24 protein-coding genes and 1 pseudogene are annotated in these 24,046 nt (G+C 72.2%); 14 read left to right on the forward strand and 11 right to left on the reverse strand.

Annotated elements, in window-relative coordinates; all coding sequences use genetic code 11:
- Position 1: 1 nt before the first annotated feature.
- A complete protein-coding gene (locus tag J1M64_RS15925; RefSeq protein ID WP_241261654.1) occupies positions 2-868 on the reverse strand; it encodes an oxygenase MpaB family protein in 867 nt (288 codons plus the stop codon).
- A gap of 307 nt (positions 869-1,175) precedes the next feature.
- On the opposite strand from J1M64_RS15925, the pseudogene J1M64_RS15930 reads away from it, so the two are divergent.
- The 6 genes and pseudogenes from J1M64_RS15930 to J1M64_RS15950 form a co-directional block, all read left to right on the forward strand.
- Positions 1,176-1,931 (forward strand): annotated as a pseudogene (locus J1M64_RS15930) (SDR family oxidoreductase); the annotation flags it as partial.
- Positions 1,932-1,951: 20 nt separating this feature from the next.
- Entirely contained in the window at positions 1,952-2,374 is a 423-nt protein-coding gene (locus J1M64_RS15935; RefSeq protein ID WP_241261655.1) for a hypothetical protein, read from the forward strand.
- Between the two features lie 193 nt (positions 2,375-2,567).
- The gene (gene rfbC, locus J1M64_RS15940) at positions 2,568-3,227 is read left to right on the forward strand and encodes a dTDP-4-dehydrorhamnose 3,5-epimerase (protein WP_206475018.1); all 660 of its coding nucleotides are present in this window, start codon (positions 2,568-2,570) and stop codon (positions 3,225-3,227) included.
- A gap of 55 nt (positions 3,228-3,282) precedes the next feature.
- The gene (locus tag J1M64_RS20245) at positions 3,283-3,417 is read left to right on the forward strand and encodes a hypothetical protein (RefSeq protein WP_256385633.1); all 135 of its coding nucleotides are present in this window, start codon (positions 3,283-3,285) and stop codon (positions 3,415-3,417) included.
- Between the two features lie 148 nt (positions 3,418-3,565).
- Entirely contained in the window at positions 3,566-4,342 is a 777-nt protein-coding gene (locus J1M64_RS15945) for an enoyl-CoA hydratase (RefSeq protein ID WP_206474820.1), read from the forward strand.
- Between the two features lie 27 nt (positions 4,343-4,369).
- A complete protein-coding gene (locus tag J1M64_RS15950; protein ID WP_182635516.1) occupies positions 4,370-4,894 on the forward strand; it encodes a protein-tyrosine-phosphatase in 525 nt (174 codons plus the stop codon).
- A 72-nt stretch (positions 4,895-4,966) separates the two neighbouring features.
- Here the strand turns inward: J1M64_RS15950 and J1M64_RS15955 are convergent, their stop codons facing one another.
- On the reverse strand, positions 4,967-5,128 hold the full coding sequence (locus J1M64_RS15955; protein ID WP_167457827.1) for a hypothetical protein: 162 nt from the start codon (positions 5,126-5,128) through the stop codon (positions 4,967-4,969).
- 39 nt (positions 5,129-5,167) lie between these two features.
- On the opposite strand from J1M64_RS15955, the gene J1M64_RS15960 reads away from it, so the two are divergent.
- Positions 5,168-5,518 (forward strand): DUF4229 domain-containing protein, encoded by a 351-nt coding sequence (locus tag J1M64_RS15960; protein WP_120284207.1) that lies wholly within the window; start codon positions 5,168-5,170, stop codon positions 5,516-5,518.
- Between the two features lie 123 nt (positions 5,519-5,641).
- On the opposite strand, the gene J1M64_RS15965 is transcribed toward J1M64_RS15960, so the two are convergent.
- The 3 genes from J1M64_RS15965 to J1M64_RS15975 form a co-directional block, all read right to left on the reverse strand.
- Entirely contained in the window at positions 5,642-6,511 is an 870-nt protein-coding gene (locus J1M64_RS15965; RefSeq protein ID WP_241261656.1) for a hypothetical protein, read from the reverse strand.
- A 93-nt stretch (positions 6,512-6,604) separates the two neighbouring features.
- Positions 6,605-9,205 carry an ABC transporter permease gene (locus J1M64_RS15970; RefSeq protein WP_206474821.1) on the reverse strand — a complete coding sequence of 867 codons (2,601 nt, stop codon included), beginning with the start codon at positions 9,203-9,205 and terminating at the stop codon, positions 6,605-6,607.
- Complete coding sequence (locus J1M64_RS15975; protein ID WP_206474822.1) at positions 9,202-9,957, reverse strand: ABC transporter ATP-binding protein; 756 nt, start codon at positions 9,955-9,957, stop codon at positions 9,202-9,204. Before J1M64_RS15975 ends, J1M64_RS15970 begins: the two co-directional genes overlap by 4 nt.
- A gap of 174 nt (positions 9,958-10,131) precedes the next feature.
- Here J1M64_RS15975 and J1M64_RS15980 point away from each other — a divergent pair, with 174 nt between their 5' ends.
- The 4 genes from J1M64_RS15980 (at position 10,132) to J1M64_RS15995 (ending at position 14,585) form a co-directional block, all read left to right on the forward strand.
- Entirely contained in the window at positions 10,132-11,193 is a 1,062-nt protein-coding gene (locus tag J1M64_RS15980; protein ID WP_206474823.1) for a hypothetical protein, read from the forward strand.
- 135 nt (positions 11,194-11,328) lie between these two features.
- Positions 11,329-12,165, forward strand: a complete 837-nt coding sequence (locus tag J1M64_RS15985; protein WP_206474824.1) for a hypothetical protein — start codon at positions 11,329-11,331, stop codon at positions 12,163-12,165.
- 287 nt (positions 12,166-12,452) lie between these two features.
- Positions 12,453-13,805: a hypothetical protein gene (locus J1M64_RS15990; RefSeq protein ID WP_206474825.1), complete on the forward strand. Its 1,353-nt coding sequence runs from the start codon at positions 12,453-12,455 to the stop codon at positions 13,803-13,805.
- 150 nt (positions 13,806-13,955) lie between these two features.
- The gene (locus tag J1M64_RS15995; protein ID WP_206474826.1) at positions 13,956-14,585 is read left to right on the forward strand and encodes a hypothetical protein; all 630 of its coding nucleotides are present in this window, start codon (positions 13,956-13,958) and stop codon (positions 14,583-14,585) included.
- A 176-nt stretch (positions 14,586-14,761) separates the two neighbouring features.
- Here J1M64_RS15995 and J1M64_RS16000 read toward each other — a convergent pair whose 3' ends face one another.
- The 3 genes from J1M64_RS16000 to J1M64_RS16010 are packed head-to-tail and all read right to left on the reverse strand — an operon-like array spanning position 14,762 to position 17,957.
- Positions 14,762-15,715: a 1,4-dihydroxy-2-naphthoate polyprenyltransferase gene (locus tag J1M64_RS16000; protein ID WP_206474827.1), complete on the reverse strand. Its 954-nt coding sequence runs from the start codon at positions 15,713-15,715 to the stop codon at positions 14,762-14,764.
- On the reverse strand, positions 15,712-16,950 hold the full coding sequence (gene menE, locus J1M64_RS16005) for an o-succinylbenzoate--CoA ligase (RefSeq protein WP_206474828.1): 1,239 nt from the start codon (positions 16,948-16,950) through the stop codon (positions 15,712-15,714). The genes J1M64_RS16000 and menE overlap by 4 nt, the downstream gene beginning before the upstream one ends.
- A 20-nt stretch (positions 16,951-16,970) precedes the next feature.
- On the reverse strand, positions 16,971-17,957 hold the full coding sequence (locus J1M64_RS16010; RefSeq protein ID WP_206474829.1) for a 1,4-dihydroxy-2-naphthoyl-CoA synthase: 987 nt from the start codon (positions 17,955-17,957) through the stop codon (positions 16,971-16,973).
- 23 nt (positions 17,958-17,980) lie between these two features.
- Between J1M64_RS16010 and J1M64_RS16015 the strand changes: the two genes are divergently transcribed.
- The gene (locus tag J1M64_RS16015) at positions 17,981-19,078 is read left to right on the forward strand and encodes an o-succinylbenzoate synthase (protein ID WP_206474830.1); all 1,098 of its coding nucleotides are present in this window, start codon (positions 17,981-17,983) and stop codon (positions 19,076-19,078) included.
- A 148-nt stretch (positions 19,079-19,226) separates the two neighbouring features.
- Positions 19,227-19,946, forward strand: a complete 720-nt coding sequence (locus J1M64_RS16020; RefSeq protein WP_206474831.1) for a hypothetical protein — start codon at positions 19,227-19,229, stop codon at positions 19,944-19,946.
- A gap of 550 nt (positions 19,947-20,496) precedes the next feature.
- Here J1M64_RS16020 and J1M64_RS16025 read toward each other — a convergent pair.
- Positions 20,497-21,087, reverse strand: a complete 591-nt coding sequence (locus J1M64_RS16025) for a flavin reductase family protein (RefSeq protein WP_132063063.1) — start codon at positions 21,085-21,087, stop codon at positions 20,497-20,499.
- A gap of 159 nt (positions 21,088-21,246) precedes the next feature.
- Here J1M64_RS16025 and J1M64_RS16030 point away from each other — a divergent pair, with 159 nt between their 5' ends.
- The gene (locus J1M64_RS16030; protein WP_241261657.1) at positions 21,247-22,737 is read left to right on the forward strand and encodes a WS/DGAT domain-containing protein; all 1,491 of its coding nucleotides are present in this window, start codon (positions 21,247-21,249) and stop codon (positions 22,735-22,737) included.
- 42 nt (positions 22,738-22,779) lie between these two features.
- On the opposite strand, the gene J1M64_RS16035 is transcribed toward J1M64_RS16030, so the two are convergent.
- The gene (locus J1M64_RS16035; RefSeq protein WP_206474832.1) at positions 22,780-23,397 is read right to left on the reverse strand and encodes a DUF664 domain-containing protein; all 618 of its coding nucleotides are present in this window, start codon (positions 23,395-23,397) and stop codon (positions 22,780-22,782) included.
- Between the two features lie 80 nt (positions 23,398-23,477).
- Positions 23,478-24,035, reverse strand: a complete 558-nt coding sequence (locus J1M64_RS16040) for a DinB family protein (protein WP_206475021.1) — start codon at positions 24,033-24,035, stop codon at positions 23,478-23,480.
- Positions 24,036-24,046 lie beyond the last annotated feature (11 nt).

Here is a 24,046-nt window from a genome sequence, read left to right on the forward strand (position 1 = left end):
CTCAGGCGGTCCGGGCCCGCATCGCCGACGGGGCCGCGATGGGCGCCCGGGTCGTGAGCCGCGGCGAGGACAGGCCCTGGTGCGCCTTGGTGATCCTCCCGAACACTGCCGCGCGGTCCATCGGACGGTGCGGGAGATCCAGCGCGCGGCGCACCTCCGACGGCACCAGGCTCGCCGCGGCGTCCACGACCGTCGTGCACGACCGGTGCGCGATCACCGAGTTCTCCGTGACCCCGGGGCAGGCGCGGGAGTCCTCACGGAGCTTCCTCGCCGCGCGGCGACCGGCATCGGTGGGCCGGGCGCGGCCGCGGGACCTGCGCAGGAGCTGCTCGAGTTCGCGGACGGTCGAGGGGAAGCTGCGGGCACCGTGGAGCCGCGCGAGGCCCGCCCACTGGTGGACGTACCGGTCGGATTCGGCGGGGGACAGGGGACGCCCCGAGAAGCGCTGGAAGGCGACGAGCAGGGCCCACGTCATGGCGGCCTGCGACCACTGGATCAGCCCGGGGTCGGAGCCATAGAAGTAGTCGCCGTACTCGGTGGTGCCGGAGAACGAATTGTGGTCACGACGGGCGTGCTCGATGGTCACCATGGCGTCATCGACCGTGCCGAAGGTCGAGATCTCCACGAGGTCGTGCAGGTAGTCGTCCATCGTCCACGGCTCGGCGTCCGCACCGCACGCGACCATCACGGCGGAGTAGGCGGGGTCGGCGGCGAGCATGAGCAGACCGGTCGTGATGCCGATCGGGGTGGACACGTCGCCGTGGACCCGCCAGATGGGATCGCTCGCCGTGAACCACCGCGGGCCCGGGATATCGAGGATCGAGCACACGGGTGAGTCCGCGCCAGCGCGTGGAATTAGTGGTGACATGCACACACCCCGGGGTAGTGGAGCCGCCCGAGGGGGCGGCCGGATGGGACCTGTCACGAACTCTAGCGCCCGGCGGCGCCGTAGTGAAGGAAAGCCGGAGGGTCCGCTGAGGAGATGCCGTGAGGCCCCGGCGCGGCCTGGCACACCGACACGGCCTCTAGGCTGGGCGACGCACGCCAGACGCATTCCGACCCTCGCAAGGAGACGGCCGTGACCGCTACCCCCCTGCCCGCCCCCCTGCCTCTTCTCCCCCTCTCCGCGCCCCCGAGACGCGTAGTCCCCCCGGACCGGCCCCGTCGTCCCGGACCGCTTCGCCGGCCGCACCGCGCTCGTCACCGGCGCGAGCCGCGGGATCGGCCTGGGCATCGCCCGTCGCCTGCTCGCGGAAGGCGCGTCGGTGGTCATCACGGCGCGCGGCCAGGAGGGGCTCGACGACGCCGTCGCCGACCTCGGCACACCGGAGCGGGTGCTGGCGGTGGCGGGCAAGAGCGACGACGAGGACCACCAGCGTGAGGTCGTGGCCCGGGCCGAAGAGTCGTTCGGGCCCATCGACCTGCTGGTCAACAACACGGGGATCAACCCGGCATTCGGCCGCACGGTGGACATCGACCTCGCCGCGGCCCGCAAGATCACCGAGGTCAACGCCCTCGGCACCCTGTCCTGGACGCAGAAGGTCTACCACTCGGGCCTCGGCGAGCGCGGCGGCGCCGTCGTCAACATCGCCTCCATCGCCGGCCTGGCACCGTCGCCGGGGATCGGCTGGTACGGCGCCACCAAGGCGTTGGTCATGCGGCTGACCCAGGAGCTCGCCGTAGAGGTCGGACCCGCCGTGCGCGTCAACGCCGTCGCCCCGGGCGTGGTCAAGACCAGGTTCGCCGAGGCGCTGTATTCCGGCCGCGAGGAGGCCATGTCCGCGGCGCTGCCAGCCGGGCGACTGGGGGTGCCCGACGACATCGCCGGCCCCGTGGCGTTCCTGCTATCCGATGACGCGCACTGGATGACCGGGCAGACCCTGGTCGTCGACGGTGGCGCGCACATCGTCGGCGCGGGACTACAGGGCTGACGGGGCGCGGGGACCCGGACATGACCTCTATCCAGGAGTACTGCGCGTCGACCGGTCGCATTCTCGAGGCGAGCCCACCGATGGCCGTGGCCGCACAGCCGCTGACCTGGGTGGACAGCCCGCCGTGGCAGCGCATCGAATCGCCCGAGCCGTCCGCGGTGATCTACGTGGACCCGGGTGCGCACCGTGACGGGTTCTCACCCAACGCGGTGGCCACCTGCGCCCGTGTCGCGCCCGCGATGGACACCGAGCAGGCGGTCGAGATGATCGTCGCCACCGCCGACGCACTGCCCGACTGGACACTGCTCGAGCAGGTCGCCGGTGAAGGGGACGAGTCCGCCGGCGCCGTCCGCAGCGTCTACCGCTACCTGCGGGGCACCTACACCGCCGAGCCGGGCCGGATGGCGACCTCGAGTCTGATCGTGGGATGGAGCGACGACTAGGCCACCTACATCTTCCAGTTCGTCGTCACCGGATGGGACGAGGACGCCTCCGTCCACGACGACGCCATGGGTTGTCTGCTGATCGGCGAGTGGACGGCAGCGCAGATCGTGGACGCCATGCGCGGCTAGGGTGGTCGTGACCCGGGCGCCGGGGGCGACCGGGATCGATAGACAACGGGAAGGCGGGACCGGAGTGCAACTACGCGAGCTCAGCGTGTCGGGGGCGTGGGAGATCACCCCCCGGCAGATCTCTGACGACCGCGGGGTGTTCCACGAGGCGTTCACCGACGAGACCTTCCGTCGGATGACCGGCCACCGTTTCGATCTCGCGCAGGTCAACGTGTCGGTCTCGGGGGAGGGGGTCCTGCGCGGCCTGCACTTCGCCGAGGTCCCGCCCGGTCAGGCCAAGTACGTGCTGTGCCCGTCCGGCACGGTCTTCGACGTGGTCGTGGACGTCCGCGTGGGCTCGCCGACCTTCGGTGAGTGGGCCGGGGTCATCCTGGACTCCGTTGAGCAGCGGGCGATCTACATCCCCGAGGGCGTGGCGCACGGCTTCCTGACCCTCGAGCCGCAATCCACGGTGATGTACTTCTGTTCGGAGGGCTGGCGGCCCGGGGCCGAGCACGTCATCGACGCCTTCGATCCCAAGATCGCGATCGACTGGCCCGGATCGGCCCTCGACGGCACCTCGATCGAGCACGTCATGAGCGAGCGCGACCGCGACGCCCCGAGCCTGCTCGACGTCGCCGCCGCGGGCCGGCTCCCGCAGTGGGAGGAGTGTCAGGCGCACGTCGAACGACTGCGTGAGGCCACGCCCAGGGTCGACGCCGAGTGGCGGCCGGACGAGAACTGACATACCCTTACGGGTATACCCCCTAGGGTATGACGTCGGATCTGAGGAGATTCTTATGTGTTACCCCGTCACCTGCCCCGTCTGCGGCAAGACCACGTGGGACGGCTGCGGTCAGCATGTCGACCAGGTCAAGGACACCGTCCCCGCCGAGCAGTGGTGCGACGGCACGCACGAGGCCGCCGCGAACTGACCCGGCCCGGGGCCCGGGGTGACCGGAGGGGAGTGCCACGCGCCTCGCCACGCCCCGGCGGGGGCGCCCCGGCCCCGTCCCGGCCCGTCGACGGGCGCCGCGGGGTAGAACCAGGGGAGGATAGCTCCTCATCCCCTCCGGAGGCCCCATGAGCACCCCCTTCGTCCTCGTCGAGCGCAGCGGCCCGATCGCCCGCGTCACACTCGATCGGCCCGAGCGTCGCAACCCGCTCTCCCTGCAGATGATGCGGGAGGCGACGGCGGCGATCCGCGACCTCGGTGACGACCCCGACTGCGGGGTCGTCGTGCTCACCGGGTCCGGCCCCGCGCTGTCCGCCGGGCACGAGATCAGTGAAATGGTCGACCGCACCCTCACGCAGGAGCGCGAGGTCTTCACCACGTGCGTGCAGCTCATGGAGACCATCCAGGCGATCCGGCAGCCGGTCATCGCCGAGGTGCAGGGCCACGCGATCGCCGCCGGCTGTCAGCTCGTCGCCACCTGCGATCTGGCCGTGGCGGTCGACACCGCGCGTTTCGGCACCCCGGGCGTGAAGATCGGCCTGTTCTGCTCGACCCCCATGGTGGCGGTCTCCCGCTCCATCGGCCGTAAGCGGGCCATGCAGATGCTGCTGACCGGTGAGACGATCGACGCCGCCACCGCGGTGGACTGGGGGCTGATCAACGAGGCGGTGCCCGGGGACCACCTGCGTTCCCGGGTCGATGAGCTGGCGCTGCAGATCGCCCACTCCAGCCCGCTGACGTTGGAGATCGGCAAGCAGGCCTTCTACCGGCAGATCGATCTGCCCCAGGACGAGGCGTACCGGGAGATGGCCGAGACCATGGCCACCAACGCCGTCACCTGCGACGCCCAGGAGGGCATGTCCGCGTTCCTCGAGAAGCGCGCCCCGCAGTGGCGCGGGGAGTGACGCGCAGCGCGCACTAGGATCGTCGCCATGGCGATCTCGGTGATGACGGTGTGTACGGGCAACATGTGTCGGTCGCCGCTGGCCGAGCGTCTGTTGGCCGCGCGAGCCACGGCAGCCGGACTCGATGTGTCGGTCGACTCCGCGGGGACGCGGGCGGCCAATGGCGTGGAGATCCACCGCGAGACCCTACGGGTGCTGCAGGGGTACGGGGGAGACGGCGGGGGCTTCGCGTCGCGACTGCTCACCGCCCGGTTGCTGACAGGACGCGACCTCGTCCTCACCGCGACCCGGGCGCACCGCGATGCCGTGCAGGAACTGGCGCCGTTGCTGTGGAAGAAGACCTACACGATCCTGGAGGCCGCCCGGCTCGCCGACTCCGACGAGTCCGTCACGCTCGCGGGCCTGTCGCGGGCGAGGTTGAGTATCGACACCGACGATCCCGCGCTCGACGTGGAGGATCCGATCGGCCGGGAACCGGAGGTGTTCGACCGCACGGGGGCGCAGATCAGCGACGCCGTGGACTCCATCGTCCGCCTGCTGTCACGCAGCTGACCCGGCCGGCGATACCTGGCAGGGCAGAGCTGCATCGGGCAGGGCTGCGCTCGGACCCGTGCGCAGCCGACGTCAGGGGTCCAGCGGTTTGCGACGGTCCAGATCCCGTAGGAAATCAGGGTCGTCGTCCGGGGCGATCACCCGTGGGGGAGCCGGCCGTGACCCGGGCCCGAAGGCCCGCCACAGCAGGATCGCCACGGTCACCACTCCGATGAGTGCGAACAGCCAGATCACTCGAACCTCCTTCCCACCACGATACGTATCCTGGGGACCATGAGCGAGCGAGACGAGACAACACACCCCGCGGAGGGGACGGCCAGCCCGGCGGCCACACCGGAGGGGTCCGCGCCCGGAGCGCGACTGGCCCGCAACATGGTCGTCTACACCGTCGTCCGACTCCTGCTGGTGGTGGCGTTGACGCTGCTCATCATCGGGATCGGCAGCCTGGCGGGTGTGCAGGTCCCGGTGCTCGTCGCCGCGATCATCTCCGTGTTGATCGCGTTGCCCCTGTCGATGGTGCTGTTCAGTCGGATGCGCGCGCAGATCAACTCCGACATCGCGGCGGTCGACGCCGGACGACGGGAGAAGCGCGAGGACCTGCGCCGTCGGATGAACGAGGCCTGACGCTCGTCACACCAGACCGGCGCGGTTTCCGGTCGGGCGTCACACCAGGCCGGGCGTCACGCCCGGCCGGACGTCACGCCCGGCCGGAGTTCACACCCGGTCGGAGGGCATGCCGTCGGAAGGTCAGCCCTGCGGGCCGCCCGGCCAGAACGATCCGGGCCAGCGGAACGCGGGGAGCCCCACTGACGTCCCCGACTCGGTGGGGGTCTGTGACCCCGTGGGGCCGACCGAGCCGGACGGGGCGGCGGACATCACGGATGTCAGCGGGCCCGGCTGCGGTTCCTGCGGCGCCTCGGTCACGGTGGGCACCGTCGTCGGCTCGGACGAGCCGGTCCCCGTGGGGGTGGTGTCGCCGGGTTCGGTGGTGCCGGGAGTGCTGGTCCCGGGAGTGGTCGGATCCGTCACGCCGGGCTCGGTGCTGCCCGGCTCGGTCGTGGGCGGCGTCGTGGGCGAGGTGGGCGAGGTGGGGGAGGTGCCGTCGGTCGGGGTCGTCGGGGCATCCGGATCGTCCGTGTCGGGATCCTCGGTGCCCGGCTCCTCCGGGTTCTCGGTCGTCTCCCCGTCGCCGAGGAGCTCCTGGTCGTCCTCGAACCCGATATCGGTTCGCGGCTGGGCGGGCGTCCACTGTTCGCCCGTCGTCTCGACGGGTGCGGTCTCGCTGGGAGGCGCGTAGGTACCGGCCTCCTCGTCGGGGACGTACAGCGCCCCGGGGGCGGGCTGGACCCCGATGTAGTACCTGCTCAGGCAGTGGTCGGTGACGTTCTGCGATCCGTCGGTGAAGATGGTGAGGCCGGGCGTCCCGCCGTCGGCCTCGGTCGCACATCGCGCGATGAACTTCCCGGGCTGCTCGTCACGCTCGGTGGTGGTCGGCGACGTGATCTCCGTCGCGGACGCAGAGCGCGGAGCCTCGGAGAGCACCTGTGGCTCCGGCTGCGCGCAGGACGCGGCCACCAGCGCTGTTGCGCCGGCGGCGAGGAGCACCCGAGTTCTCATAACGATAGTGTCTCAGTTCTGTCAAAGGATGGCTACCGGACGGACGGGGTGGAATCTTTTTCACCCCGGAGGACGGTCGGGAAGCGCGAGCATCTAGTCCGATGCGACCCGGGATCGGACCGCCCCGACGGAGGCGACGGCGGCGGCGAGGACAGCCGCGAGGGCGCCCCCGAACCCCACCTTCACCAGATCGGCCACGGGTACACCATCGTTACCGACCCCACCGAGGTCACTGAAGATGCCTCCCGCGCCGGAACCGGTCCCCGTGAGCGCGGCCGCCCCGGCCGTGCCGAAGGCCGCCCCCAGCAGCACGCCGAGGGCTGCGGCGCAGGCGGCCACCAACGCGGTCTCGAGGACAAGCATGAGCCACACGCCGGTGCGGGTGACCCCGACGCCTCTGAGCAGGGTGATCTCCCGGGTCCGTTCCCGGACGGCCAGCGTGAGCGTGTTGGCGACCCCCACCAGGGCCAGTGCGACCGCCACCGCCAGCAGCAGCGAGCTGGAGGTGAGGACGGTCCGGACGGAGGTGGCGATCTGCTCGCGGGAGGCGAAGCTCTCGGTGACGGCAGCGTCGGGAGCGGCGTCCACGACGGCGGAACGCACGCCCTGCAGTGCCGACTCGAGTTGCTGACCGGCCAGGGAGTCATCCATGCGCAGCCAGACCTCGGTGCGTGGGACGAACTGGGTGGGCACCTCCACGTCGTCCGGCCACGGGGACCCGTCGGGCAACTGCGCCACGGGCCAGGCGGGCACGCTCCCGGGCGCGGCCAGGGCCCACTGATCGCTCGTCCGACGCACGACCAGGTCGCGACCGTCGGCATCGGAGAAGAAGGTGAACCGGACGGTCTCGCCGTCGCGGGCACCGGCGGCCACGGGGGAGGACTCCGGGAGCACGATCTCCCCGGGCCCGGGCAATACGACGTCGCGGCGCATCACGTCGCCGACCCGCTCCGGGTCGGCGACCCTGAGGACCGTGCGCTTTCCCCCGGGGCCCTCCGCGTACATGTCGGTCACGACCAGGGACTCGTCCACGCCCGGGAGCTCCGCCAGCGTCCACGGCAGTCCCTCGGGCAGGGTGTCACCGCTCGATGCGGTCACGGCGATGTCCAGCGGGACGCGGTCGACGAGCCGTGCCTGGATGGCCGGTCCGAGCAGGGCGATGCCGGTCACCATCGTCGCGGTGAGAGTCACGCCCACCAGTACGGCCGCCGAGGTGGCGGCGGTGCGGCGCGGACTGCGGGCGATGTTCCGTGCGCCGAGCAGACCCACCGGGCCGAGCAGCACCCCCACCACGCTGCCGAGCGCCCCGAGCAGGGTGGGCAGGGCACCGGCGACCACGGCCAGGATCCCCAGGAACGCGAGAACGCCCCACGCGCCGGCCTCGACGACGGCCCCCGCCTCGACGGCCGCCGACATCGAGTGCCAGCCGAAGGCGCCCACCACGGCACCCACCGCGACCATAGCCAGCCGCCGCCACCACGGGTCGGGCCGTACATCGGCCGGGCGCAGCGCCTCCAGTGGGCTGCCGGAGGTGGCGCGCCACAGGGGCGGGAGAGCGGTGACGAGGGTGACGCCCACGCCCACCGCGGCGGCGAGCAGATAGGCGGATCCGGGGACGCTGACCTCCTGCAGGGGAATCGTCACGCCGAGTCGGGGGGCCTCCCGGGCCGCGAGTGAGACCGCGAACCGACCCAACGCCAACCCCGCGGCGGTCGCCACGGCGCCGACGACCAGGGCTTCGGCCATCCCGGACAGTCGCAACTGCAGCCGCGAGGCGCCCAGGCAGCGCAACAGTGCCGTCTCCCGGACGCGCGCGGCGAACACCACCGCGAAGGTCGTGCCGATGACCAGGGCGGCCACCGCGACGGCCAGCACGGTGAAGGCCAGCAGGGCCCGGGTGTAGACGTCGCGGCTGCCGATGAAGGACTCCGCGAGAGCGTCCGCCTCGGCCGCGCCGGTGGACACCTCGACGGCGGACGTGCCCGGGATCCGGTCCAGGCGCTGCTCGATCTCCGCCGCCAGCGCCTCGTCCGACACCGTGCCGTCGCCGGCCACACGGATATCGCCCCCGGCCCCGTTCGGCGCCCACTGCTGTACCTGCTCGTCGACGGTGTAGAGGGGGAACGCCGAGTTCATGTCCGGTTGCCCTGCAAGGTCGAACAGCCCCACCACCGTGACGGGGACGGGATCACCGGCGCCGCTCGGCAGCACCTCGAACGTGGCGCCCAGCGGGAGGTCCGCGTCACTGCGGATCGCCACCTCACCGGGAGCGGCGGGGAGCCGCCCGTCGGCCAGCGGTTGCCAGCGCAGACCGTCGTCGGTGGCGAGCGCCGTCGTCGTCGTCACCTGTTGGGCGCGTCCCTCGGCGCGGACCCGCACGTAGGTCTGGGCGTCCACGGTGACGGCCCGCACCCCGGGGGTGGCGGCGATGGCCTCCAGGCCGAGCCGCTGGGCCTCGGCCGCCTCCTCGCGCGCGGCGTCGGTGCCGGCGGAGGTGCGGTCGCCGAGGTTCTGCACGAGCACGGCGGTGCCCGAGTACCGCATCCCGAAGGTCGCGTCGGCGCTGGCGGTCATCGTGCGGAGTACGCCCACCGAGGCCAGGACGAAGCCGACGGCCACGGCGATCGCCAGGATGGTGCCGAGGTAGCGGCCCGCGTGTGCGCGCAGCTGACCCAGGACCAGGTGGGGGCTCACGCGGTGGCCGGCCGGCGGCCGGTGAGCGAGCGCATGGCCGTGTGGACGGCCTCGGGGGTGGGGGAGGGGACCTCGTCGGCGATCCGTCCGTCCGCCAGTACCACCACGGTGTCGGTGTGGGCGGCGGCGTGCGCGTCGTGGGTGACCATGACGACGGTCTGGCCGGCCTCGCGGACACACGCGCCGAGCAGTCCCAGCACCGACTCGCCGGACTCGGAGTCGAGGTTGCCGGTCGGCTCGTCGGCGAACACCACGTCCGGGCGCGGCAGGAGGGCGCGGGCGATGGCCACCCGCTGCTGCTGGCCGCCGGACAGCTCGTGCGGGCGCCGCTTCAGCAGGTCGCCGATCCCGAGCTCGCCGACCAGCGAGTCGAGGCGCGACCGGTCCGGGCGACGCAGCGCCATCCGCACGGGGAGCGCGATGTTCTCGCGTACCGAGAGCGCCGGCACGAGGTTGAAGGACTGGAACACGAAGCCCACCCGGGTGCGCCGCAGCCGGGTGCGTCCCGCGTCACCGAGGCGGGTGATCTCGGTCGATCCGATCGATACCGTGCCGTGGTCGGGCGTGTCCAGGCCGGCCAGGCAGTGCATGAGGGTGGATTTGCCGCTGCCGGACGGGCCCATGACGGCGGTCCAGCGCCCCTTGTCGATCGCCACGTCCACGCCGTCCAGTGCGCGTACCTTCACCCGTCCGTGGGAATAGGTCTTGCGCAGGCCGTGGGCCCGGATCGCGATCTCGGGGGGTGGGGTCACGTGGGTCCTTCCGTCGCGGCGTGGCGTCCGGAGGTGAGTGTAGGGACCCCGGTTGCGGAGACCCGGTCCGACACGACACCGCACCTGTGGCCCATGTGACTGATGTGACGTATGGTACATGTGTGACTGGGCCGGACCCGGTCGTGCCCAGCTCCCGGACGACAAGGTGACCTCATGTTCCAGCGACGCTCGCACCGCACCGCCCCCCGTTCCCGTTCCCTCGCCCTCGGCGGAGCCCTGGCCGCGCTCGCCGTGGTCGGCGGTGGCACCGTCGCCGCGGTGGGCGCGCCCGCCGCCGTCGACGCCGGCGACATCCAGCTGACCCAGAACGCGACCGGCCAGGCCGGTGCGCAGGAGCTCCCGCTCGGTACGGCGGTCAACCTCGACCTCGAGCCCGTGGTCGCCCAGGCCGCCGGCGGCACCATCGCGCCCGGGACGACGGTGCAGGTCACCGGCCTGCCCGACGGTCTGACCCAGAACGGCTGGGTCATCTCCGGCACGCCCACCCGCGCGGGCGAGTACGAGGTGCTCGTCACCGTCTCCAACTCGGGGATCTCGCAGTCGGAGAAGGTCGCCATCACCGTCACCGACGGCGCGGGTGCCCCGTCGGAGGACGAGGAGGCGACGACGAGCCCGGCCATCACGAGCCCGGCCGCAACCACGGCGAACACCACGGACGAGACCGCGACGACCGAGACCACGACGACCGCCACGCAGTCCGACCCCACGCTCTCGGCGGTCCCCGGTGATCCGACCGCTGAGGACGACGCCCTCGCCGGCGATGAGGGTGACGGAACGGGCGCCGGCGACGGTGAGACGACCGGGGACGACGACGAGGTCGGCGCCACCCCGGATCTGTGCGCGGTCGTCGGGGACGGGCAGATGGACGGTGCCTCGCTGGCCCAGCTGCTGCCCCTGGTGACCGGTGGCGACGACGCCGAATCGGCCGGTCTCGTGATGGTTCTGCTCAACACGGTCGTCAACCTGCTCCCGTCCGTGCTCGGCGAGGGCGGGTCGGTCGAGAGCCTCGGCTCGGTGGGGCAGATCCTCTGCACGATCTCTCCGTCGCTGCTCGGCGGCCTGGCCGGTGGCGAGACCGCGACGGGCGGTGCGACGACCTCCGCGGGCGGCGACGCCACCACGGGCGGGGCGACCATCGGTGCCGCCGTCACGGACGCCGGCCCCGCCGCGCTGCTGGGTCTGCTCACGACCGGCGCGGGCAGCCTCGGGCAGTGACCCTCCCCGCGCCCCCGGGCAATGTCCCCACGGGGCGCGGGTCGGGGCGATAGAGTCCCCCTGTCGACCTCGGGCGGCCCGGAGGGGCGCAGTGGCTCGATTACGTCCGTCGCCGTCGAAGAGGGTCCATCACACATGTTCACCCGCAAGGTCGTCACCGCCTCCGCCGCCGCACTCACGCTGGTCGCCCTGTCCGTCCCCGTCGTCAACGCGCAGGACGACGACGCCCTCCCCGGTGAGACCGCGTCCGGCAGCATCTCGCTCGGCAGTCTCGAAGGGGGCGACCCCCACGCGTCCAGCCTCGCCGGAGGGTCCGGGGAGGCCTCCGACGACGCCACCGACGACGCCTCCGGCGCGGACGGAGCCGACGGTGAGGGTGCCGACGCGGGCTCCCTCGGTGGCGGTTCGCTGGGCAGTCTCGAGTCCGGCAGCCTCGACTCCGCCAGCGGGGACGACACGAGCGTCGGCGACCTGGTGCCCGAGACCGACGCGGCCTGCGAGTTGCCCGCCCTGGGCGGTTCGGTCGCCAAGTTCTCCCCGCTGCTGGGGATCGACGGCGTCCCCACCGGCGTCATGGATCTGATCACCTCGGCGCTGGATTCCTTCCCGAACCTGCTCGACATGGTCGCGGGGGAGGGGCGCGGGTCGGCGCTGGTCGGCGAGGCCGGCTCGCTCAGCGAGGGCCTGTGCACGCTGGTCTTCGGCGGCGAGATGGTCCCGCCGCCGGTCACGGTGATCGTCGACGGTGACGGCAATCCTGTCAGCACGGTCACCGGCACGGCCACCGCCAGCTCCACCACGTCCTCCCCGGCCACCACCACGACCTCCGTCGACGACGCTGGAACCGGAACTTCGATCTCCGCCTCCGACGACGCGAGCACCGACGGTGCGAACCGGGACGGTGTCGACTCGGACGACGCGGATGCCGGTGAGGCGGCGCTCGCGACCTCCGTCCCGGTCCCCGGCGCCTGACCCCGCCTCTCGGTCTCCTGCGGCCCGGCCCCGACACGGGGGCCGGGCCGCCGTGATTTTCCCGCGGTCGTCTCCCTGCGGCGCAGCTCATGCCGAAGCAATGAGCGCGGATCCACGTGCGCGAATATACCCGGGGGGTGTGTTACTGGTGTGGCTCATGAGAACTATGTGACTTATGTGACAGGAGTAGACAGTTGGTGTGTATGTGGTTAGAGTGGCACTCGTAATGGTCTGCCCTCCCGTTCCGCGGAGTGAGCGATCTGAACCCCTCCGGAAGGAACCAGCCGATGCGTGCTCGCCTCGCCCGTCCTCGTCGTATCGTCCGGGGTCGCCTTGCCGCCCCCGTCGCAGCCGCAGCAGCGGTCGCGCTCGTGGGCGGAATGGTCATCGCCGCTCCCGATGCGCCCACCGTCCGTGACGACATCCAGACCGTCGCCGTGGCCGCCCCCTCGTTCGACGCCGGGGCGGAGTTCTCCTTCAACGCAGGAGCGCTCGTCCAGGCCACTCAGTCGGCCGGGTTCGTCGTCGAAGACGTCACCGGGCTTCCGGAAGGGCTGGAGTACGACGGCAACGGTGGCATCTCGGGCACTGTGACCACTCCGGGCGTGTACACCATCCAGGTGACCGGGCGTGGTATCGGCGGAGTCGTCACGATTCCCGTCACCCTGACGATCAACAATGCCGACGGCTCCGCGCCGACCGGCGTCTCAGGTGAGGGAACGGCCGCCGTGGACGGCAGCCTCGGCGGCGAGGCGCAGGCCGGTGGCCAGATCACCACGGGCTCCGACGGAACGGACGCGATCCTCGGCGCCGTGGCGGGTATCGTCTCCTCGCTCGGTGGAGACGCCGGTTCCGTCTCCGAGCTCGCCGCCGGTTCGACCGGACAGGGCGGGGTCACCCCCGAGAGCCCGGACGCCCCGGATGCGCCGACCGGCCCGCTCGGCAGCGCGGCCAACGGTGAGCTCGGCCTCGGCAGCCTGTCGAACGGCGCGCCGGAGACCCCAGACGTGCCGGACACCGACGCCCCCGGCACCGAGACCCCGGTCAACGGCTCGCTCGGCACCCCGGGCTCCACCGCCACCGGGGAGGCGACCGGCGATGCCACCGGCGGCCTGGACACCCAGAGCCTGGGCCCGTTGGCCCCGCTCGGTTCCCTGATCGACTCGGGCGCCCAGACCGGCTCGACCACAAACGGCGACACCGAGACGACCGGCTCCACGCTCCCCGGCTCCACCACCCCAGGCGGAACCCAGACCGGCGCCGAGATCGTCACCGGAGGGGATCTGACCGGTGGCGGCGAGATCACCGTCCCGGGTTCCTCCTTCCCGGCGGACACCGGTTCCCTCGGGGCGCTGGCCCCCGGGCTGGCGCTGACGGGCGCCGCGCTCCTCGGCATCGCCGGGCTCAGCCTCGCGCTGGGCGGCGGCTCCTCGATCCCGGGCTCCACCGCGATCCTGCCTGCCCTTCCCGGTTCGACCACCACGGGCGGCACCACCACCGGCGGATCGAGCGACACCGGCAACGGTGGCTCCTCCGGGTCGGTCGCCCCGACCGTGGCCGCTGGTGCGCCGACTGTCGCCGCCGGCGCCCCGAACAGGGTCCAGGCCCCCGGGCCGACGGTCGCCAACGGTCGCGGCTGATCGACAGGCTCCCGGCGGCCGGGTAGGCCGCCGGTGACCACCTCCACCCCGGGGTCGTCTCACTTCGTGAGATGGCCCCGGGGTGTGGTGCATTCCTGGGTTACCGTGGGGCGGTCGCGATCTCGCGGCGGTAACCACCGAAAGGCGTATATGCGTATCTCCCGTCCTGTCGTCGCCTCCTCCCTCGCACTCGCCGCCATGGCCGCGGTCGGGGTCGCGTCCGGCCAGACGGAGGCGCCCGACCACGCGCCCCTGGTCGTCGAGGCCACCGACGTGGCACCCGCGGCCCTGCCGTCCCTGACGCTGCGCGTCGGCGAGTACATGGAGCGGCGGGTCAGCGACTACGTCACCCCGCCCCCCGGCGCCTCGATCCAGTTCCGAGGCCTGCCGCCCGGGCTGTCCTACGATCCGGCCACCACCGCGATCAGGGGCACCCCCACCGTCGCGGGCGTGTACGAGCCCGTGGCGACCGCCTTCATCTTCGGCGTCCCGGTACGCACCGAGACGACCACGGTCACCGTCACCGGCGGTGCGGGCGGGACCACCGGCGGTACCGGTGGCGGCGGCGCCCCGGCACCGCGTCCCGCCCCGGCCCCGGCTCCGGCGCCCGTGGCCGAGCCGGTGGCCCCTCCGGCGCCCGGCACGATCACCATCGCCGACATCGACACGCTGCCGGTGCCCGAGCAGGTCAAGGACGCCCTCCGCGGTGCCGCCCTGGCCCTCAACAACGGGATCCAGTCCGCCTGGAACGCCGTGCCCGAGGGCTCACTCGGCAAGTAGCCCACCCGGCATTCAGTACATCCGGCACTCAGTACATCCGGCAGGTAGTCCGCACGTACATCGACGGCGGCCGGTCCCCGAGGTGGGGGCCGGCCGCTGTCGTCTGTACCGCGCCGGGCGCGGGGGGCTCGTCGCCGGGCCTCCGCGGACCGCCGGGGTGAACGCGCACCGCCGTGTCACAGCGAGGCGATCACGAACCCGGCGCTGACCAGCACGCTCCACGCGAGCATTGCCATCCCGGCCATCGTCAGCGCGGGGATGAGTCCGGCACCCGTCGCCCGTGCGCGCACCGGCGCGTTGGCCTTCCACGCCACCGGCAACGACAGCAGCCCCAGCAGCGCCCAGGGCGTCGCCGGGATCAGTGCGAGCGTCGCCAACAGCGGCACCAGCAGTTCCAGGACCGCGTGCAGGCCGCGGGTCCGCGAGTCGCCCAGGCGCACGGCCAGCGTGATCTTGCCGGACTCGGCGTCCGAGGGGATGTCCCGCAGGTTGTTGGTGAGGTTCACCGCGCAGGAGAAGCTCCCCACCGCCACGGCCGCGACCACCGCGTACCAGGTGACCGACCCGAGCTGCGTGAACTGCGTACCGATCACGGCGACCAGGCCGAAGAACACGAACACCGCGACCTCGCCGAACCCGCGGTACCCGTACGGGGTCCTGCTGCCCGTGTAGAACCAGGCCGCCAGGATGCAGGCCACCCCGACCAGGATCAGCCACGGTGCCGACGTCGCACTGAGCACCAGCCCGGCGAGTCCGCCCAGTCCGAGGAACCCGAACGCGGCGCGCTTGACCGTCGTCGGCCGGGCCAGTCCCGAGCCCACCAGTCGCAGCGGGCCCACGCGGTCGTCGTCGGTGCCGCGGATGCCGTCCGAGTAGTCGTTGGCGTAGTTGACCCCCACGATGAACGACCACGCCACCACGAGCGCCAGGAGCGCCTGCCACCACACGAACCCGCCCGCGAGCGCCGCGGCCGCCGAGCCGACGAGCACTGGGGCGAACGCGTTGGGCCAGGTGCGGGGGCGGGCGCCCTCGAGCCAGTGGGAGAGCGTGGCGCCTCCGGGCTCGGTGAGGGCGGCGTCGGTGGCGGGAGGGGTCTCGCGGTGGGTGACGGGATCGGTCTCGCGGCTCATGCCCCGATTGTCCCATCGATGACGCCCGCCGCGACGCCGCGTCGGTCCACCTTGCCGCCCGGCAGCATGGGCAACGCGTCCAGCACGGCGACGATCGCAGGGGCCGAGTGCGCCCCCAGAGACGCGGCCACGTGTGCGCGCAGGTCGTCCGGCGACGCGGAGGAGCGGAGCGTGACCGCCGCGACGGGCCTGGTCCCGAGCCGTTCGTCCGGGATCCCGACGACGACGACGTCGACCACCGCAGGATGCGTGCGGAGCGCATCCTCCACGGTCTGCGGGAGGAGAGTGAGCCCACCGACGCTCAACGCCTCGTCGAGCCTGCCGAGGATCCGGAGCCTGCCCCCGGGGTCGAGCGTCCCGGCATCGTCGGTGCGGAACCATCCCGCCCGGGCGAACGCGGGGTGATCCGGTGCGTTCCTGTACCCCGACGCGAGCTGCGGGCCGGCCAGCCAGACGCGGCCCTCGTCGTCGTCGACCTCCACCGTCACCCCGGGGAGCGGGGCGCCGTCGTACACACATCCGCCCGCGGTCTCGCTCATGCCGTAGGTCCGGACCACCCGGATGCCGGCGTCGGCGGCGCGGGCGAGCAGCTCCGGCGCGGCCGCGGCCCCGCCGAGCAGGACCGCGTCGAGCTCGGCCAGTGCGGCGATGGCGTCGGGCAGGCCGTCGTCGAGGACCTTGGCCAGCTGGCCCGGGACGAACGAGGTGTAGGCGCGGTCCGCCACCGAGCTGTTGCCCCCGGCCGCGGACTCTCCCGTCCCGGCGCGGGAGCTGCTCCCCGCCCGGCATGCGGCCACCGCGTCGGGCAGGGACGCGGGGTCGAACCCGCGGGTCACGTCCATCACGACCGGCTCGTGCCCGGCGCGCAGCGACCGCAGGATCACCTGCAGCCCGGCGATGTGATGCGCGGGCAGCGCGAGCAGCCACCGGCCGGGCCCGCCGAGGGCGGTGTCGGTCGATTCGGCGGAGGTGGCGAGCGCGGCGGCGGAGAGCATCGCCCCCTTGGGCGTGCCCGTCGACCCGGACGTGCTCACCACCAGCGCGGTGCGGTCGTCGATCGGGTCACCGGGGCGTTGGCTGTCGGTGAGGATCCGGGTGCGCGTCGGGTCGTCGGCCGGCACCGGCAGCAGCGCCGGTCCGTGGTCGTCGAGCATCTGCGCCAGCGCAGGGAACACCTCGGCGACCGCCGCGCCGCCGGGGACGGGCAGGGTGCGCAGTTCTCGGGTGGCGGCCATGGCCGGTAGGCCCCCGACCGTCAGTAGTAGTACGGGTAGTCGTCCCAGTTGGGCTCGCGCTTCTCCAGGAACGCGTCGCGGCCCTCCACCGCCTCGTCGGTCATGTACGCCAGCCGCGTGGCCTCACCGGCGAACACCTGCTGGCCCATGAGTCCGTCGTCGGTGAGGTTGAACGCGAACTTGAGCATCCGCTGCGCGGTGGGCGACTTGCCGTTGATCTGCCGCGCCCACTCGATGGCGGTGTTCTCCAGCTCGGCGTGGTCCACCACCCGGTTGACGGCACCCATGTGGAACATCTCCTCGGCCGTGTACGCCTGACCGAGGAAGAAGATCTCGCGCGCGAACTTCTGGCCCACCTGCTTGGCCAGGTAGGCGCTGCCGTAGCCGGCGTCGAAGGAGCCCACGTCGGCGTCGGTCTGCTTGAACCGGGCGTGCTCGCGGGAGGCCAGGGTCAGGTCGCTCACCACGTGCAGTGAGTGCCCACCGCCGGCCGCCCACCCGTTGACCAGGCAGATCACGACCTTCGGCATGGTGCGGATGAGCCGCTGCACCTCGAGGATGTGCAGCCGCCCGCCCTCGGCCTTGACGCGCGCCTCGTCGACTTTGTCGGCCGTGGCGCCGGCGACGTCCGAGTCGTGCTCGGTCGAGTACTGGTATCCGGACCGGCCACGGATCCGTTGGTCGCCACCCGAGCAGAACGCCCACCCGCCGTCGCGAGTGCTGGGCCCGTTGCCGGTGAACAGGATGGTGCCGACGTCGGGGGAGCGGCGCGCGTGGTCGAAGACGCGGTACAGCTCGTCCACGGTGTGCGGGCGGAACGCGTTGCGCACGTCGGGCCGGTCGAACGCGATCCGCACGATCCCGTTGACCCGGCCCTCGCCCGCGTGGCGGTGGTAGGTCAGGTCGGTCAGGTCCTCCCCGTTCCGGAAGCCCTCGACCTCCCGCCACTGCGACGGGTCGAACGGGTTTCCGGTGGTCTGGTCCTGCGGTGCGCTGCTCTCGGTCATGGGTTCGACGTTAGCGTGGAGCCATGACATCCGTACCGGGCCCCGAGTCGATCGACGATCTGCTCGCCCGCGTGCACGTGGTGGCACTGCCGATGCGGGTGCGTTTCCGCGGCGTCACCGAACGTGAGGTCGCGCTGATCGAGGGCCCCGCCGGGTGGGGCGAGTTCGGTCCGTTCGGAGAGTACGACGATCTCGAGTCCGCCCACTGGCTGGCCTCCGCGCTGGAGATGGCGTGGCAGGGCCCGCCGCTGGCGCTGCGTTCCCGGGTCCCGGTCAACGCCACGGTCCCGGCGGTCGCGGCCGGGGACGTCGCGGCGATCCTCGACCGCTTCCCGGGCTGTATGACGGTCAAGGTCAAGGTGGCCGAGCCCGGGCAGCAGCTCGTCGACGACGTCGCCCGCGTCGCCGCCGTCCTCCAGGCCCGCCCCGGCGTTCGCGTGCGGGTGGACGCCAACGGGGCGTGGTCGGTCGCCGAGGCCGCCCACGCGATCCGGGTACTGGACCAGGCGGTGCGCGCGGACGACGTCGCGCGGGCCCCCGGCACCGGCCCGGTCTCACTGGACGGGCCGGGCCTGGAGTACGCCGAGCAGCCCTGCGCCACCGTCGAGGAGCTGGTGCAATTGCGGGAGCGCCTGGCCGCCGACGGGGTGCACGTGGACGTCGCCGCCGACGAGTCCATCCGCCGCGCCGAGGACCCGCTGCGGGTGGTGCGCGCGGGCGGCGCCGACCGGGCGGTGGTCAAGGTCGCGCCGCTGGGCGGGCCGCGGCGCCTGCTCGCGGTGGCCGCAGAGCTCGGGGTGCCGGTCACCGTGTCCAGCGCTCTCGACTCGGCGGTGGGGGTCGCCGCGGGTGTCGCCGCCGCAGCGGCGCTGCCCGGTGGTGCCGGGCGTGGCCGTCCCGGACCCGACGACGACGACAACGCGATCCCCGCCGCAGGTCTGGGCACCGGCGGGTTCTTCGTCGAGGACGTGGTCGAACCGGGCACGTTCGCCCTCGAGGACGGCTGTCTCCCGGTCCGCCCGGTGGCGCCGGACCCGGCGAGGCTGGAGGGTCTGCGCGTGGGCGGTGAGGTCCGCGACTGGTGGCTGGACCGGATCCGCCGCTGCTACGAACTCCTCTGAGCGGCCCCGCCGCAGCTGCCCCGCCGCTCCGCCACAGCACGCTGCGCGGCCCGGGCCCCGTCCGAGAGAATCCTGGATCCTCATCGCCTCGCGGATGATGGGCACGATCCTGCCGCGCAGATAGTCCTCCCACTGCCAACGCCGGAAGATGTTGCCCAGTGCTTCGATGTTGTTCTGCCGCTTCTTCTCGTCGCGCAGCTTCTGGCGGACGGACCCCTCGCCGTCGTCGATCCCGTACTTCCCCGACCCGTCGGCCTCGCCGACGAGCCCCCATGCTTCCCAGTACATGTCCACGAAGGTCGAGGTCCCGTCCGGGAGGACGAATTCCCGCTGGAGTTGCGGCATCGGCAGACCGGCGCGGCTGATGGTGACCCTGCTGACCGATTCGAGGACAGACTGGGCGCCCGGGTCGGCGAACGCCACCACGGCCCGGGCCCTCGCGACGCCGACCCTGCCGGCAGCGGCCTCGAGCTCGAACGCCAGATCGCCCGGGCTGCACAGCTTACGACGCAACGCCTCGTCCGCCGCACACACCGCGCCGGTGAAGGGACTCGACCGCGCGACGTCGACGATCGTCCGCGCCGGGGTCGTCACCGGGATCCCGTCCACCTCGGTCACGACGTCGGCGAGATCGAGATTGTGGCAGATCGAGCTCTTCCTGCGCCTGCTCCCGCTCCCGGGGCGGTGCCTGGTGGTGGTGACCCGCCGGGTATCCATTCCGTGGACGGGGAGGCCGTGCAACACGAGGGCTGACGTGTGGGACATCGCAGTCCCCGGGCTGATGCTCCCCGCCGCGGCCCGCGAGCGCATCTCGAGGATCGCCTCGGCCTGGTCGGGTCCGGTGGGGACGTCCGATGCGAGCGCGTAGACGCCGTGGCGAACGCGGTGGAGCTGACCCGTTCGTTCGGCGTGTTCTCGTGCTCGGCGGCTATACCCGCGCGCGAGGAGTTCGGCTGCGGACATGACGACTGGGCGGGAGTGATCGGTGCTCATGTCAAGGCAGTATTGCGCTGGGGGAGGCGGGGATCGCCGCAGCGGGGGCCGCTTCCGGCTCGGCTTGTGGAGACGGCCGGGGTTGTGGATTCCGGGGCACGGGCGGTCGTGTGCAGGCGCGTCGGAAAGAGCTCGACGGACTGTCGTCTACTTGACGGACTGCCGGCTACTTGACCGGCTATGCACCGCCCGCGCCCCAGCCGCGCGGCCCAGCCGCGTGCCACCATGGCGTCCCGCCCACACCGCGGTGCACGCGAGACGCCATGGTCAGGGGCGGCTGCAACAGGGGCAGCTGCGGCAGAGCTACTGCGACAGGGCTAGTGCGACTGGGGCGGGCGCCGCAAGGGCGGCCGACGCACGGGCTGCTGCTGGAGGCGCGGCCGGACGCGCGGCCGGACGCGGGGCCGGTCACCTCCGGGACCCACTCACCTCCTCGGCCGGGGCAGTTCGCGCGTGCGCGGGGCGTACCCCCACTGGTGGCGGCCCAACCGCGACGGCGGCAGCAGTGACCCGAAGTCGGGCAGACCGTCGTCGGCGAGCATCTCGTCATCGATCGTCACGCTCACCACGCGTCCGAGCAGCATCGCGCTGGTGCCCAGGTCGATCACGTCGTGACGCACGCACTCGAACGCGATCGGCGCTTCTGCGACCCGCGGCGGCGCGACGACGTCCGAGAGGTCGGCGGTCAGCCCCTGCATCTCGAACTCGTCGACCTCCGGGCCGACGGGCGCCGAGGTGGCGTTCATGACCTCCATCAGCGACTCGGTGCCGATGTTCACCACGAACTCGCCCGTGTCCACGACATTGCGGTAGGTGTCCTTTCGTCCGATCGAGGTCACGGACAGGATCGCCGGGTCGGCGCAGGCGACGGTGAAGAAAGAATACGGCGCGAGGTTGGGCACCCCGTCGACCGAGATCGTCGACACCCACGCGATCGGGCGCGGTGTGATCGAGGCGGTGAGCAGGGCGTACATGCCCTTGGCCGGGGGATCATCCGGGGTGTGAACGATGCGCATCCGCCCATTGTGCCGCCGTCTGCGTCGCCGCTTCGGTCATAGCCCGGTGGGGCATGTCAACGCTGCTCTAGCGTGGGGACGAATCGACGGGTGCAAGAGCGAGCGGTCGGCGGTGAGTGGTCGGCGGTGAGTGGTCGACGAGCGAGAGGAGCCGGGACGATGGCGGCGAACGACGGGATCCGGATCCCCCTGCGCGACCAGCTGTGGCTGCTCATGGACCGCCCGGACAACCTCATGTACATCAACTGTCTGGTGTGGTTCGCCGAGATCCCCGACTGGGATGAGGTCACCCGGGCCATCCAGACGCGGATGGTCGAGGCCCACCCGGTGTTCCACCGCATCCCGGTCCGCCGGGGCCGCCGCTGGTACTGGGTCGACGACCCCGACTACGACATCTCGAACCACCTCGTGCGCAGCCGGCTTCCCCAGCCGGGCGGTCGCGCCGAGGCCGAGGCCTACATCGCCGAGCAGATGGCGGTGCAGCTACCGAAGGGGCAACCGTTGTGGCGGGCCGAGTACATCGAGGGCTACCACGGGCACGAGGGCGAGCAGGAGGGGGCGCTGATCCTGTTCCGCGTCCAGCACGGCGTCGTCGACGGGATCCGGCTCACCCAGCTCGTGCTGGGTCTGTGCGACCACGAGGACGACTCGTCCCTGCCCAGCGTCGGCCGGGATCTTTCGCCCTCCGGCGGCGGCATCCTCGGGGCGGTCACCGGCGCGGGTGCCGGACTGGCCAAGGACTCGTGGGGGATCGCCCGGGGCGTGACCGGAGCCACACTCCGGTTCCCGCTGACGCTGGCCCGCCTGGCGCGGGACGTCGCGGCCCCCGGCCGGTCACTGACGCGGGTCCCGACGCGCGTCGTGGAGTCGTTGACGGACAACATCAACGCGGAGAACCGGACCGCCAACACCTACCGGGGCGTCTTCCGTCTGCTGTTCGAGCCGCGATCCTCGGAGCTGTCCTGGAGCGGAAAGGCGCACGCGGAGAAGAAGGTCTCCTGGATCGCGGGGCTCGACCTGGCGGCGGTCAAGCGGGTGGCGAAAGTGCACGACACGACCGTCACCACCGTGATGCTGGCCGCCGTGTCCAAGGCGCTCACCGAGTACCTCGACACCCAGGGCGACCGGCGGGTCTCCGACATCAATCTCATGGTGCCGATGGCGGTCTCCCCGGTCGGTGACGAGTTGCCGGAGGAACTGGGTAACCACATCACGCTCATCCTCATGAGACTCCCGTTGTGGGTCGACGACACCGACGAGCTCATCGAGGCGATCACCACGTCGATGACGCGGGTGCGCTATTCCCTCGAGCCGCACGTCAACTTCGCCACCATGCTCACCGTGGCCGTCACGCCCGGCCCGGTGGCGCACGCGGTGATCGACCTGTTCGCCAACAAGACCGTCGGCCAGCTGACCTCGGTGCCCGGGCCCGTCTCCACCGTGTCGCTGGCCGGCACGCCGGTGTCGGGGATGCTCGGATGGGTGCCGATGAGCGGCGACCAGGCGCTGGGGATCTGCATCTTCAGCTACGACGGCACGGTGTCCGTGGGCATCGCCACCGACGCCGAGCTCATCCCCGAACCGGGAGCGGTCGCCGGGATGATCGAGGGCCAGTTCACCACGTTCGAGGGTTGGTACGACGAGGACTGAGCCCGCCGCCGGCCACCACCTCGCCGGCCACCACCCCGCCCGTCACCACTGCGGGGCCGGCACCTCCGGGTGCGCGGCGAACCAGGCTCCGATGTAGGACATGTCGATGCCCTGGTCCTCGGCGATCAACTCGTACATCGTCCGGCTGTCGATCGCCTCGCGCAGGATGTCCGCGTGTCCGGAGTGGCGGGCGATCTCGTTCAGCGCGTGCATCGCCGCCCAGCGTCCGTTGAACGCCGGCTGGCCGGGCGGGAACCACGGCATCTCGGCGGGTACCGGCACCGGGGCGTCGAGGTCGCACGTCCGGAGGTTGTCGAGCGCGGCGGAGTGCCGCCGGTCGAATTCGGCGAGGATCTCCTCGACGGTGGCGTCGGGGTCGACCCGGTTGACGGTCTCGGCCCAGGCGAACGCCTCCGGCAGCGACCGCCCGGTCGCGGGCGCGTCGGGCGCGGCGGCGGCGCGGGCCGTCCAGCTCTCGGCGACCTCGCCGATGTGCAGGATGAGCCAGCCCAGCGTCAGTTCGCTCGACGGCACGGGGCAGGCGCGCAGCTGGTCGCCGGTGAGGCCGTGGACGATCGACCGGGCGTTGACCAGTTCGGCGTCGATCCATTCGAGCAGGTTCTCTCGCTCGGTGTTGCGGGTGGCGGGGAACAGGGGCATGACGACTCCTCGTGTGTCGGGTGTTCGTGGCGGGCAGCAGGACGACGGCGTCGGTCGGGAACGACGGCGGCGCCGCCGTGTCAGTGGGTGTGGGCGTACAGGTCGCGGAGCAGGCACATCTCGGCACCGTGGTGGATGACCTCACGGTTGATGTGCAGGACCAGGGCAGCCATGGAGTACTCGGCCCACGGGCCCTCGGCCTCGCCCACGGGGGCGGCCAGGGCCTCGGCGTCGAGCGCCCGCACGCCCTCCATCCAGCCCGCGTAGGTGCGATCGAGTTGGGCGAGTCCGCCCGCGGCGTCACCGGCGTAGGTGTGGGTCATGTAGTCGTGGGGCGGTCCGCCGAAGTGGGAGTGCCACCGGGCGCCGAGGACGCCGACGACGACGTGGCCGATCCGCCACGCGATGGTCGTCAGCGGGGCGGGCACCGGCTCCGGGAACTCGAAGTCGATGGTGTACTCGCCCTCGCCGCCCTGCATGGGCGCGGTGCCGGCCCCACGGGGTCGGACGTCCCAGGTGCGCTCGTCGGCGGCGGGGGAGAAGTGGTATTCGTCGTCGGTCATGCCCTCCAGGCGAGGCCGCAGTTGGCCGTTCCAGTGGAAGTCGAGTTGGTCGACGAGCTGGGCTGTCCAGTCGATGGGGCGGGTCG

The sequence above is a fragment of the Dietzia sp. KRD202 genome (assembly GCF_017168155.1).
GTDB classification, from domain to species: Bacteria; Actinomycetota; Actinomycetes; order Mycobacteriales; family Mycobacteriaceae; genus Dietzia; species Dietzia kunjamensis.